Raw genomic sequence first — 12,759 nt, forward strand, 5'->3', positions numbered from 1 at the left:
TCCAGCCCCAACAGGCGCTGACCATCGAACACGCTAAAATCAGGGACAGGCCGTGCCCCATTCTTTTTATCATTCACACAACAAATGATGGAGCACGGCCCTTACACACTAAAAAGGGAAGAGCCGCTTATATGCTCCTTTGTCGTTGGGAATCCATCTCGTCCGTATGGGGGGCGGAGGGGGTGGGGCGGGTTCTGGTTATCGTTGGGTGCTCGGATGGATGCATTAATGAGTGCGGAGCTTTTGGTTAGTTGATATAGATTATATATTATTGATGATAATGTATTATTGATGTGAGATGCTGTTGCGCCGTTGTATGCGGGTAAAGTATATCTTACTGTTGAATAACATGCAAATGAGATGGGTCTTCAAATTCATGCTATGCTTGTTGTTGATGCGAAGGAAGGTTTCGATGTAGAAATCATATCCTTTCATTTTTAGAAGAGGAGGATATCATGGGTTTTGGTGAATCGGTTCAAGAGCGCTACTATAATGTGCCGCCAAAGGATCTATATGACGCGATGGAGCGGTATCTGCGCGATGAAGGGCCGCGCGACGGTTTCAAATTGAAGTCCTGCGATCCTCTTTCGCTGGGGTGCACGTTCGGCTCGGGGGTCAGCATGACTACATGGGGTGAGACTCTCACTGCTTCCGTGTTGCCGCAAGGTGAAGGAAGCATCGTCAGGTTGGGTATCGCATCGCGGCTCGGTACGACGGCGTTCGCCTTCCAGGGTATGCATAACGTCAAAGTGGCGACTAAATTCTTCGATGGCGTTTCGGCGCAGGCTGCGGCGGCTCGGGATACCGCGCACTTTCTTGAGCATGTCACGCCCATTCGGGTCAATGAGGGCGGTATGCGGCAAAGGCCGGTTGTTGTCTCGGAATCCCCTGCCGTGGTCGCCGCGAGGGCGCGTGCGCTCGAGTCGGCGAGGGAGCGGGACCGGGAGCCGGAAAGGTGTGATGCGAAGGCGGCGGTGGCCGATCCGGATGAGCTGAGGTTCAAACTCGGACCGCGTGGGTTCTCCGTGAAGAAGAACACTCTTGTCGCCGGTGTCGTGATTGTTGCCATCGTCCTGTTCTTCGTCATAATCGTCAACGCCGGTGGAGGTGGGTCGGTGAAGACGTCTGCCGCTTCGGCGACTGATTCAGGTTCGTCGCAGGTCATGGAGAGGGTCCCTGACGCTGGTTCTGGCGGGTCGGGTGCTAATGCTGTCGAGGCTGTCGAGGAGCCGGAGCCGGAGCCGGAGCCGGTTACGTTGAAGAGCATAGAAGTCAGTTATACGGGATCGGTGGATGCTGATACGGAAATTCGTGCGGATGCGTCCGGCATGCGGGTCGCCGGCTCCTATTCTGACGGAACGACGTCCGATGCCCTTACTGGGTGCAAAGTGGAAAATCCGGCGAAACTTGAGGCGGGTAAGAAGTCCACTTTCGTTGTCGACTGTGATGGGGTCAAGGGCAGTGTGGATGTCACGGGGGTGGCGGTGGTACCGCTTGAGTACAGGAATGCTCTCCGTTCCGCCGAGAGCTATGTCAGTATGATGCCTTTCTCCAAGGAAGGGCTGTATAGGCAGTTGAATTCAGAATATGGAGAAAAATACTCAGCTGAGGCAGCTCGATATGCGGTAGATAATGTCAAAACTGACTGGAAAGAGAACGCTCTTAAGTCCGGTCGTAATTATCTTGATATTATGGGATTCAGTCCTGATGGATTATATGATCAGCTTGTTTCTGAATATGGTGAGCAATATACACCTGAAGAAGCTCAGTATGCGATAGATGAGTTGTTTAAATAACTATATTTTCTGAATAAATCGTAGTGTCATGTGAACTGCAGTAGCGCCGCTGACGCTAGGGTTTCGTCGTGGTACAAGGTCGTATGGAAGTTCGGGATCGTCCTGATTCATACGACCTTTGCCGTTTGAGATCCGCGCTTCGGCTCCTGCATGGTTGCTTTGCGTCTCTTTGTGACTATGGCTCGGTGTCCTGAGCCTGCTTTGGTCGACGGAATCCGGAGGGGCGGAGCATGAATGACGACGCGGTGATGTGCGCGCTTATGGAAGGCGGAATCTACTTGTAGGAATAAGAGCGCGACGAGGTTCTTGCTTATCGCACATGAACGATATCTGCCGTGGGTGTTCTGCGCGTAACTGCCGCCTCGCCGTTCGTGATCCGCCCGTATGCCGCGCATCCGTCCGTGCATCGCGCTTGATTCCGTTATCCTGAGATTCGAGGCAAAACACCCGAGCTGATGGTATGGGGCGCATATCCGCGCCCCGTCGACGAACGGAGCGAAATGCGACTGACGATCCAGCAAGACACGTTGACCCCCGAACTGTTCCTGACGCTGTACCGGTCCGTCGGCTGGGACGCGCCGGGCATCGACCAGATGCGCGTCGCGCTCGCCAACTCGACCGCCACCTTCACCGCCTACGCCGAGACCGGCACTGACGCCGACGCCAGACTCGAACCGGTTGGCATGGTCCGGCTGATCGGCGACGGCGGCATGTCCTTCTACATCAAGGATTTCGCCGTCATCCCGTCCATGCGGTCCCAAGGCGTCGGCGCCGCGCTGATCGGCGCGCTCGAGCGCCACGTGCGCGACCTGATCGAACCCGGCTGGGCGGTGAGCCTCGAACTCATCTCCTCGCAGGGCGCCGTCGAGTTCTACGAGCGCCACGGCTTCGAGCGGCGTCCCAACGACTGGGACGGCCCCGGCATGTTCAAGATGATCCGCGCATAGCCGCACGCTTCCGCGAACCGCCCACCCGTTCCCGATAAGGAGCCATCGATGTCCCCGACGATTCCTCAGGTGTTTCCTGACGGCGCGGCATCCATCCGCGCATGTCTGGAATCCCTCGCCGACCCCGACTACAAGACCTTCAACGCGAAGCTCGTCCCGACCGTCGATCCCGCCACGATGATCGGCATCCGCGTGCCGCGGCTGCGCGCGTTCGCGAAACGGCTGCGCCGCGGAGACGCGCATGTCCTCGAGGGGTTTCTCGCCGACCTTCCGCATCGCTATTTCGAGGAGAACATGCTGCATGCGATCCTGATCGGCGACATGTACCCGTCGATCGGGCAGACGATCGCCGCGCTGTCGCGGTTCCTGCCGTACGCCGACAATTGGGCCGTCACCGACACGATCCGCGTGCCGCGCCTCTCCGACGCCGACGCGCGGACATGGCTCAATCAGCTCGCGCGATGGATGCGCGACGACCATGCCTACGCGGTCCGTTACGCCGTCGTGGCGCTGATGACCGATTTCCTCGACGACCGTTTCGACGCGGAACAGCTGCAGCTCGTCGAGGTCATTCGTTCCGACGACTACTACGTGAACATGGCGCGCGCATGGTACTTCGCGACCGCGCTCGCCAAGCAGTGGGGGAGTGCGGTCCCGTTGCTCGAACAGCGGCGTCTGGATCCGTGGACCCACAACAAGACGGTCCGGAAGGCCTGCGAATCCTACCGCGTATCCGCCGAGCACAAGATGCTGTTGCGTTCGATGCGCGTTCCGCCGATTGGTTTCCGAGAACCAAGATGAGCGCGTCGCCGCCACGGCATCCGCTGCTACGGTGTGGAGGACGGAACCGTTGCCGTTCCGCCGACCGATGCCGACCGATATGACGAGGAGCGACGATGACCCAGCACACCTCTGATGCCGATATGACGATGCCGACCGTAAGCGACGTCGCGTGTGACGATGCCGCACACGACGACCGAATCTGCGACTGCGGACGCCGTGCCGACGCCGGCCGCGCCTGCCCGGTCAAGCCGTGGATTCAGAGCCACCGCACCATGCTGCTCGTGTGCCTCGGCGTGTTCGGTCTGGTGCTGCTGCTTATGCTCGGCAACCGCAAGACCGTGATGAACGTGGCGAACCAGCCGTCGCAGGCCGGCGGCAACAACGCGAAGGTGATCATGATCGACAACCACGGCTTTTCGATGTTCCAGTGGATCTTCGTCGGCAACGGCTCGGGCAACTGCGGCAACTCGGACTGCGGTCGCGCCTGAACAAAAACGGGTTGCCCTAGGGCAAGAAACCCGTGGGCAACCCGTTTGAGGCACGTGGCGAATCACTCCGCTCGTCGGCGGATGAGCAGCGCGAGGCCGACGGCGGAGAGCGCGAAGACGAGGAAGACCCCGACGAGGATCCACGCGACCAGACCGGAGCTCAGGCCGGTGAGCGGGAGCGAGGCGAGCTGCTGCTTGTTGTACACCTCGATGATGGAGCCCTCGGTGATGGGGGTGCCGTCATCAGTGACGATCTGCGCGATGTCCGAGGCGTTCGAGGTCTGGGGTCCATCGTAGCCGCCGGTTGCGTCGATGTGCATGACGGGCGGCTGCCCGTTGCCCTGATCGGCCATCGTGAGCTGGATCGGCGCACTCAGTTGCGTGTATCCGTCCGGAGCCTGCGATTCGATCAGATAGTATTCGCCGGCGGCGACGTCGGTGAACTGCGCATTGCCTTGGGCCGCCGTTGTTTCCGTAACCATCGTGCCATGCACCCCGTTGGTCCCCGGAATCGTGTCGGTCGCATCAGTTGCGGTGCGCCACAATTGGAATCGTGCGCCATCGATGGCGCGGGTATGATCGGCGGCATCGCGTTTGTGCAATGTGAACGAACCGGACTGCGGCTGCGGGCTTCCCTCATCGGTGACGACATAGCCGTTGTTGTGCGCGGCGACGCCGTCGACCGTCTGTTCAAGCGTTGTTTTGCCGGTGTTCGTCACGCTGAACGTGAAGTCCTCGACCTTCTGGTATCCGTTCGGTGCGGTCTCCTCCCGGAAGCGGTAGGTGCCTGCAGGCAGGTAGATGCTCTTCGTGGTGCCGTCCGAGTCCCATGCGGCGACCTCATTGCCGTCGACGTCCTTGACGGGGTTGCCCTGGGCGTCGGTGACGGACAGGTGCGCACCGGCGAGATCTTTCCCGTTGACGTCGACCTTCCTGAACTGCACCGGCAGCAGGTAGGTGAGTATGTTCTGCACCTTGCTGTTATCGTTGGTCTTGTCGTCATTGTCTTCGGCCGCGTACATCGTGACCCGGACCTGGTCATCGCCCGGTGCCTGATCCGGCGAAGTGACGTTCTGTGCCGTGGCGAGCAGCTGACGGGCGTAGGGCAGCACCGGGGCGTTCAATTCCGAGTTCCAGCCGGTGGCGATGTCGTCGCCCCCCGGCATGTTGCCGTCGGTGATCAGATGGATCGCAAGTCCGACGGTGCGGCGGAGTAGGGCGTCGTCAAGCTGGTTCTGCGATTGGAAGTCAGTGCCGTATGCGGTGTGGATGATGGTTTTCATCCACGCATGCATGAGAGCGCCCTTTGCCTCGTTCGTCGGCGCGGCCTCGACGCGCTCCTTGTATGGGGAGGCGAGCCATTCGGGGTGGGCCACGAGGTCGTAGAAAGGCGCCTCGCCGCTGGTCTTCGTGAATTTGAACTGGGCCTTTGACGCCGTGTAGTCGCCGAGCTGATAAACCGGGGTGGAATAGCTCGCGTTGTAGCAGAAGCCCGGCAGATACTGCGTCGGGTCGGTGGCGATGTCGTCGGTGATCTCGCGGTCGGCCAGGCCGAGCGTGATGTCGTAGCGCGAGGGGCCGTATGCGAATCCGTAGTAGACTTTTCCGGTGGAAGAATCTCCTCCGGTGGGCGGCTTCGTCGTGTCGTCCTTCGTGCCGTGCTCGATCGCCATGTAGATGCCGGGTTGTTCGACGCCGGTGACCTTGTAGGACAGCAGATCGCCGTTGGCGTTGAGCTGTATGTCCACATTCGCGGCGGGGACCTTCTTGGCCGTCGTTCCGTCCTGCGCGATGCGCGCGAGGAGCACATCGTCGTCGTCGGTGTTCCAATACCATCGCTGTTTGTTCTGTGCGCTCGTCGCGGACAGGCTGACGATCTCCCATGCCGAGGTGGTCTTGGTGGCTTGGCGTGCGATCGGATTGCCTGAATAGTCGACGCTGAAGCTGCCGTCCTTGAAGGTCGCATCCGGCGCGGCCGTGATTGGCTGCTTTGTGTCGGGGTCGACGAAGCGTACACGCGTCGCGCGGTATTGCAGCGTCTGCTGATTGTAGGCTTTGGCCCGTGCGGTCAGCGTCTGATCGAGGCTGCTGAGCGCACTCTCCTGAAATTCAAGGCCGTCCGCGCCGACGGTGCCGGGATCGTCCGGGCGGGATTCGTCGGGCTGGCCGGTTTCGACGATCAGGTAGACGCCGGGCCAGGTCATGTCGGGATCCTGGGCCGAGGCAAGCGCGTCGTCATCGGCGGTCGTCGTTCCGTCGGTGATCTGCGTGGCATGGATCGACAATGCGTTCGTATCAGGCAGATTCCAGTTCGTCGCATTGCCGATGCGGTTGCGGATCTGCGTGTCGGACAGCGTGTTCCAGACCCAACCGGCGGCGTTCTCCGGACCGTTGACCTTGATCAGATGCCACTGCGATGTGCCGGTGACGGCCAATGAAGTCAATGCGGGCGTCGGTTTGAACAGGAATTGCCCCTGATACTGGTTCGTCGCACTGTAGGGGTAGTTTGCGCCGCTATCCTGCACGAACTGCGCGCGCACGGCGATGACCCGTGTCACGGATGCGCCGTCGAGGACCTTTTGCGACAGTTGTGCGGCGATCGTATCATGCTGCGCCGTGGTGAACTCGCCGTTGATGGCGCCATCCGCGTCGGTGAACAAGGACAGCTGCACGTTGCGCTCGTCGAGTGCGACGGTGGCGGCCTGCGCCTGCCTGAGGTTGACCGGCAGCAGCATCAGCGCAAGGGTGGCGCACACTACGGTAAAAGCCGCCAGCGGTCTCATCCATGCGGGTGGCCTCCGCGACGATCCGCGTGAACGTAGAATCGCATCTGATATGACGTGTTTCATTGAAGCCTCTTTGTTTTCCTGTAAAAGCGTTCCTGAGAGTCTCAACACAATTTAAGAGGCAGAGCGCACGCTGATGGAAGACAGTCACATGAACTGTTGATACTCACGCCTGTTCCGCTCTGGCGTGCGATATGGACAGGGGTTTTGCGGAGGCGTGATGCCAGTGGCGCGCCTCCGTCTGCGCCGGGGATGTCGCCGATGCGGACGAGGCCACGGCGTTCGCCGGGAACATGATGTCGAGGCTGAAGATCTGCCTGTGTTCATCGGTGGAGCTGGTGACGACGCCTTGGTATTTCCTCGCCACATGCCGGATCGAACGGATGCCTTGACCATGGGGGCGTCCATCGCGCATCTTCGTCGTCAGGAGGTTGCCTTTGCCGTCCTTGCGTAGGCGGCCTGTCATGCAGGTGTTGTCCCCATGGATGAGCACGAAGGATTTGCGACGGGTGACGCTGAAATGGATCGTGCGCGCATGCTCGTCCTCGAGTTTCATCGTCGCCTCGATGGCGTTGTCGAGCAGGTTGCCGATCAGGGACGTCAGATCGAGCGGCTGGATGCCGGCGAGCAGCGTGCCGTCGGCCATCGCGGTGAAGCGGATCGAGTGGCGTGCGCATATCATGTTCTTCTCGAAGAGGATCGCGTTGAGCACGACGTTTCCGCAATTCTGGATCGACGATGAATCGTCGATCGATCTGTGCAACTGTTCGAACAGGGCAGAGCGCTGCGCATCGCTGACGATGGGCGGCTGTGCGCGGTCGGAGTCGCCGGCGGGGCCGCCGACCGTCCCGGTTCCCGTCCCGTCCGGATCGAAGAGGATCAGCCAATGCTTGAGATCATGGGTCAGACGGTGTATCTCGTCGAGATTCTGCTGTGAGCGGGTGTATTGCGCTTGCTGGTCTCGCACCGTCGACAGCAGATTCATGTTCTCGCGTCGCAGGAGCCGTCGTGCGTATTGCACATGCGCCATGTAAATCAGCGAATCGGCGAATAGCAACGTCAGCACGCGCTGGTAGAGCGCGCCGCGCAGATCTCCGAGTCCTTCGGAATCGTAGGCGGCGACGGCGAAGAACTTGTCGAGCGCATTCGTCAGCGTGTAGGTCACGATGCAGGTGCTGATCGCCAGGATCGCGAACGCGATGAGCGGGATCCACCATGAGGCGTTCCGCAGCATCGTGTCGGTGAAGGTATGTCGTTCGAAGCTCCATATCAGGATACTGCATATGAAGCCGATTGCGAGCATGATGAAAGGGCGTGAAGGGGACTCCTTGACGTCGCGCATCACAGTGGACAGGATGATCACGTAGTCGAAGGAGACGAGCGTCTGCGTGTGCATGTAGGCATGCGTGGTGAGGTGCAGCGTGCCTTTGAATCCGCGGCCCATGCCGGCGAGCAGGAACAGAAACTCGATCGCAAAGAGGGTCATGGCGCCAAGGCTCAGTCTGCTCGTGTAGGGCAGCATGTCCATCAATGCTTCCTGCATGAGGAAGGCGGGCAATGACAAGGACCAGGCGACCATTGCGCGTATGGACCCCTCGGGATGGCGCATACAGCGGAAATAGACGGCAAGTGCCATCCACTCGAGGAGTGGGACGGTCATGAAGTCAAGCCAATCAAGGAGCATATGTCGTTTTTCGGTCAGTCGCTGTCGTGGATCGTCGGGGTCGGGCGAAGGGGCGTCACTGGACGGCCCCGTCTTTGGAGAGGTATTGCGTCAGCGCCTCGATGAAGCCTTTCTTCCGGGCGCGGCTGATGCGAAGCTCCCTGGAGTCGTCGAGTGTGCAGGTGTGCCCCTCAATCGATTCGACATGGGCCATGTTGACCAGATAATACGAGTTGATGCGGTAGAATCCGAAAGGCGCGAGGCGTTCCCCAAGCGAGGAGAGCGTGTACGGCACGATGATGTCGCGCTTGATGGTATGCACCGAGATCTTGTGCCGCTTCGACTCGATGTAGGTGATTTCACGGTGGGGCACCTGCAGATACTTGGCGCCGGACTGCAGCATGATCGTCGGTCGGTCCTCGGCGAGCACCTGATCGACGGCGCGTGCGAACTCGGATTTGAACACCGACCAGGACAAAGGTTTCAGGATATACGACAAAGCGCCGATCGAGTAACCTCGGATCGCGTATTGGGGTGCCGATGTGACCAGGAGGATGACGAGTTTCGGATTGAAACGGCGGATCTCCTGCGCGACGGTCAGCCCATCATATAGTGGCATCAAGATATCGAGCAGCAGGATGTCGAAGTTGGCGCTCGCCCCCTTAAGGAAGGTCACCGGTGAATTGAAGGCGGTCACGGTGAGGTCGCGATGGGTCTGTTCTCCGAACCGCTCGACAAAAAGGGCTTCCTGCCGCAGGAACAGGGGGTCGTCTTCGATGATTGCCACACGGATGCGCATAGGTCGCCCTCCAACTACGTCGTTGTTGATTCCATTTATGATTATGGGGTGCTGGGCGCGGCGATCTGCGGCGCTAAGCTCGAGACGTAACCCGGTCGACGCGAGCCGTGGTGCCTCGGGCGATGGCCTATATGATTCGCCGTGCGACGTAATATCTAGCACATTCGCCGCCATGGATGCAAATACCCCGTCAAGATGCTCGTAACATGCATAAAAAACAACCGGACATGTTGTTGCAATGATTCGGGAAGAATCATGTGATACATTTCTGGGTTTTTGCCTGTGCCTGCCCGACGTTGGGGGAGGTCCCCGCTGCTTGTGCTGCGGAACGTGTGCCGTCAGAGGCGGAACGTGCGTCTGAAATATTTTTTCCGCGAGAAGGGCCCTAACGTCAAATATTGACAGTTTTCGCCAAGAGATTTGGAAGGAACGATGAAAAAGAAAGAAATTATCGCAGCGCTGGGAGCTTTGGCGGCCATCGCTGGCATGGGGTTCGGGGCGAGCGCCAATGCGGCAGAAATCACAGTCCCGGACAACGGAAAGATCACGATTGCGGGCGCCACGAGCGTTCAGCACAACCTTGTGGGCTACAGGCTCGCCTCATATGCGAGCGCCGATGTGGACGGCACCACACTCAATTCGTTCACGGTGACGACGGATGCAGCCAATAAGGACAAGGTCGTTGCGGCGCTGACCGCCGACCAGAACACGGCCCTGCAGGCAAGCGTCTATAAGGACAATCCGATGGCCTGGGTCGTGGAGAACATGAGCGCGGCACAGCTTCGCCAGTTCGCCATGAACCTGCAGCAGAACGCTGGTCTGACGGGCGGCGTGAGTTTCAAGATCGGTGAGAACGCGGTGCCCACCGGCTATTATCTGGTCACAGACCAGACCGAGGCCGCCGCTCTGGACGGCAAGCCGGAGACGGTCTCTAATCCGATGCTGCTGTCGACGACGGTCGGTGACGCGACGGTCGACGCCGCGGGCAACACGCTCGGTTCGGTCAATCTGAAGAATTCATCGACTGAGATCCACAAGCAGGTCGTCAAGGCGGGTGCTGCCGGCTATGTCTCTAACGAGCAGCCGGATTACGCGGTCGGTGACGAAGTGACCTACGAGCTGACCTCGAAGACGCCGAATTTCGACGGTTACAACATCGATCCGACGCTTCAGGACGCCAAGAAGACCCGTGTCTTCAAGATCGTCGACACGATGAGCAAGGGGTTGACCTATAACTCGATCGAGTCGGTCAAGGTCAACGGCATCACCCTGAAGGACACTGACTACACCGTGGTCTCCGCTGCGGCGGCCGATAAGGACGGAGCCTATCAAGGCGGCACCGTGGTTTCGATCGATCTGGCAAAGTACGTCAACAAGGCGCCGGGCTCGACCGGAGAGAAGCTCGCGGAGATCCCGGCGGGCATGCCGGTCAGCGTCATCGTCAAGGCCACGCTGAACAAGGACGCGCTCATCTCCACGCCTGATGCCATTCAGGCCAATCCGAACAAGGTCGATCTGGAGTTCTCCCACAACCCGTCCGACACGAGCCAGAAGACGACGACGCCCGGCGGTGAAGTCAACGTGTACACCTTCAAGCTGCAGATGCTGAAGACCGACAAGTCCGGCCAGACGCCGCTCAAGGGCGCCGAGTTCACGATCAAGACGACCGCGGCGGACAATAACCAGAACGTCAACAAGTATCTGGCCGCGAAGGACAAGGACGGCAAGTGGACCTACACCGACAGCGAGGACAACGCCCTGCGTTTCACCTCGGATGACAAGGGTGTGATCGCGGGTATCGACGGCATCGACGCCGGCACCTATGAGATTCACGAGACCAAGGCACCGGAGGGCTTCCTGCGCGCTGACCTGCAGGCCATCAAGTTCACGGTGACGGTCGCGCCGACCTATAAGGCCGACGAGTCCACGAAGCCCGCCGCGTCGACGACCTGGGGCGATCAGACGGCCACCACGGAGGTCGTCGAGGAAGGCACCGGCGATACCGGCAACATGGTCGCCAAGGACGGTAAGATCCTCTACCAGTTCGACGTCGCCAACGCCAAGAACCTCACCCAGCTGCCGCTTACCGGCGCCACCGGTATGCGTGCGCTGACGATCGTCGCCATCGTTGCGATCGGTGTCGGTCTGCTGCTGATGGTGCGTGCGCGCCGCCTGCATGCGGTTCAGTGATTCTTACCATGAGTAAGCCGCGGTTCGTCTCGTCGTTGTCCCAGCCATGAAGCTGGTTTCCTTTCCCTCCGCGACGAGACGTATTCGCGGAACCGGTGAGGGCCCATCCTCGAGGGCCCTCACTTTGTTTTTGCGCATTCCGACACCCTCGACAAGATATGGAGTGACTGATGAGGCGATCCAGAGGCGGCAACGGCGCGCTAGGGGGCGCCGTATCGGAGACGGACGATTGGCTTTGGGTCCTCGGCCGTGACGAAGCGACCGTCGAGCATCAGGCATACCGGCGCAAGGCGCTGCGACAGTCGCGCATCATCATGTGCTGCGCGCTCATGTTCTTCATCCTCGCCGCTCTGGCGATCGGCGTGCCATGGTATATGCAATGGAGGTCCGATCTTGCGGCGGCCGCGCAGATCGAGGCCGCTGAGCGCGATGTGGCCGAATGGCCGTATCCGCAGGCAGAACTTGCGCTGAAGGCCGCTGAACAGTACAACGCAGTACTGGCGAAATCCGGACAGCCGACGCTCGGCGAGACCTATGACCCCTTCTCCGGGGCTGCGGACGGCCAAACGGTGCGTTCCGATGATGACGCCGAATACACCAGCCTGCTGAACGCAGGCGACTCGGTGATCGGATCCGTCATCATTCCGAAGATATCGGTGAATCTGCCGATCCGGCACGGGACATCGAAACTGACGCTCGACCGGGGCGTGGGGCACCTGTATGGGACCTCGCTGCCGACAGGGGCGGAAGGCGCCGCCGGCGGTTCCGCGCATACGGTCCTGACGGGCCATCGCGGTCTCGTGGAGGCGCTGATGTTCACGCGTCTCGATGAGATGAAGGTAGGCGATTTCATGTACGAGAAGGTCTTCGGACGCACGCTTGCCTATCGTGTCGACCGCATCAGCGTCATCGACCCGTCCGATACGTCGCAGTTGCGCATCCGGTCGGGGGAGGACCGGCTCACGTTGATGACATGCACGCCGTTCGGTGTCAACACGCAACGGCTGCTCGTATCGGGTACGCGTGTATCAATCCCCGAACCCGCTCCCGAGCCGCAGAACTCCGCGAAGGACATGACGCGCGCGCTGCAATGGGCGGTCGTGCTCGCGGCGGCCCTCGCATTGGCTGCGTCGGCGGCGCATGCGTGCATCCCCTCGGTGCGTCGTACGCGCGAAAGGCGACGTTGCCGTCCGAGGCATGCCGGCCAATGGGATTGAGGGCATTCGGGTGAATGTCGCGATCTTTGCGAAACGGGCGGACATTTGTGTTGAACGTGCATGCCGTTTAGGTCGTACGAACCGTTTTCA

Annotated in this window: 9 protein-coding genes; 6 read left to right on the forward strand and 3 right to left on the reverse strand. The window is 60.1% G+C overall.

Annotated features, from left to right (window positions below):
• Window positions 1-455: 455 nt before the first annotated feature.
• From D2E22_RS10655 to D2E22_RS04205, 4 genes are all read left to right on the forward strand, one after another.
• Window positions 456-1,796, forward strand: coding sequence for an Ltp family lipoprotein (locus D2E22_RS10655; protein ID WP_206431351.1), 1,341 nt, complete (start codon window positions 456-458; stop codon window positions 1,794-1,796).
• Between the two features lie 500 nt (window positions 1,797-2,296).
• Window positions 2,297-2,743 (forward strand): GNAT family N-acetyltransferase, encoded by a 447-nt coding sequence (locus D2E22_RS04195; RefSeq protein ID WP_164518411.1) that lies wholly within the window; start codon window positions 2,297-2,299, stop codon window positions 2,741-2,743.
• Window positions 2,744-2,791: 48 nt separating this feature from the next.
• Entirely contained in the window at window positions 2,792-3,544 is a 753-nt protein-coding gene (locus D2E22_RS04200; protein ID WP_126031875.1) for a DNA alkylation repair protein, read from the forward strand.
• A 95-nt stretch (window positions 3,545-3,639) separates the two neighbouring features.
• A complete protein-coding gene (locus D2E22_RS04205) occupies window positions 3,640-4,014 on the forward strand; it encodes a hypothetical protein (RefSeq protein ID WP_241218180.1) in 375 nt (124 codons plus the stop codon).
• Window positions 4,015-4,076: 62 nt separating this feature from the next.
• Here D2E22_RS04205 and D2E22_RS04210 read toward each other — a convergent pair whose 3' ends face one another.
• The 3 genes from D2E22_RS04210 to D2E22_RS04220 all read right to left on the reverse strand — a co-directional run bounded on the left by D2E22_RS04210 (window position 4,077) and on the right by D2E22_RS04220 (window position 9,250).
• Complete coding sequence (locus D2E22_RS04210) at window positions 4,077-6,770, reverse strand: MSCRAMM family protein (protein WP_126031876.1); 2,694 nt, start codon at window positions 6,768-6,770, stop codon at window positions 4,077-4,079.
• Between the two features lie 196 nt (window positions 6,771-6,966).
• Window positions 6,967-8,343: an ATP-binding protein gene (locus D2E22_RS04215; protein WP_164518412.1), complete on the reverse strand. Its 1,377-nt coding sequence runs from the start codon at window positions 8,341-8,343 to the stop codon at window positions 6,967-6,969.
• 196 nt (window positions 8,344-8,539) lie between these two features.
• Complete coding sequence (locus D2E22_RS04220) at window positions 8,540-9,250, reverse strand: LytR/AlgR family response regulator transcription factor (protein WP_164518413.1); 711 nt, start codon at window positions 9,248-9,250, stop codon at window positions 8,540-8,542.
• Window positions 9,251-9,682: 432 nt separating this feature from the next.
• Between D2E22_RS04220 and D2E22_RS04225 the strand changes: the two genes are divergently transcribed.
• Together D2E22_RS04225 and D2E22_RS04230 are read left to right on the forward strand one after the other, a co-directional pair.
• Window positions 9,683-11,452 (forward strand): isopeptide-forming domain-containing fimbrial protein, encoded by a 1,770-nt coding sequence (locus tag D2E22_RS04225; protein ID WP_126031879.1) that lies wholly within the window; start codon window positions 9,683-9,685, stop codon window positions 11,450-11,452.
• A gap of 170 nt (window positions 11,453-11,622) precedes the next feature.
• The gene (locus tag D2E22_RS04230; protein ID WP_126031880.1) at window positions 11,623-12,669 is read left to right on the forward strand and encodes a class C sortase; all 1,047 of its coding nucleotides are present in this window, start codon (window positions 11,623-11,625) and stop codon (window positions 12,667-12,669) included.
• The last annotated feature ends 90 nt before the right edge of the window (window positions 12,670-12,759 follow it).

Origin of the sequence: Bifidobacterium castoris, assembly GCF_003952025.1 — a bacterium.
GTDB lineage: Bacteria > Actinomycetota > Actinomycetes > Actinomycetales > Bifidobacteriaceae > Bifidobacterium > Bifidobacterium castoris.

What these genes read in the sequence shown, in the direction of transcription:
- D2E22_RS04200 (WP_126031875.1), top strand. Translation starts at nt 2,792, where the DNA reads ATGTCCCCGACGATTCCTCAGGTGTTTCCTGACGGCGCGGCATCCATC.
- D2E22_RS04205 (WP_241218180.1), top strand. Translation starts at nt 3,640, where the DNA reads ATGACCCAGCACACCTCTGATGCCGATATGACGATGCCGACCGTAAGC.
- D2E22_RS04215 (WP_164518412.1), bottom strand. Translation starts at nt 8,343, where the DNA reads ATGCAGGAAGCATTGATGGACATGCTGCCCTACACGAGCAGACTGAGC.
- D2E22_RS10655 (WP_206431351.1), top strand. Translation starts at nt 456, where the DNA reads ATGGGTTTTGGTGAATCGGTTCAAGAGCGCTACTATAATGTGCCGCCA.
- D2E22_RS04195 (WP_164518411.1), top strand. Translation starts at nt 2,297, where the DNA reads ATGCGACTGACGATCCAGCAAGACACGTTGACCCCCGAACTGTTCCTG.
- D2E22_RS04230 (WP_126031880.1), top strand. Translation starts at nt 11,623, where the DNA reads ATGAGGCGATCCAGAGGCGGCAACGGCGCGCTAGGGGGCGCCGTATCG.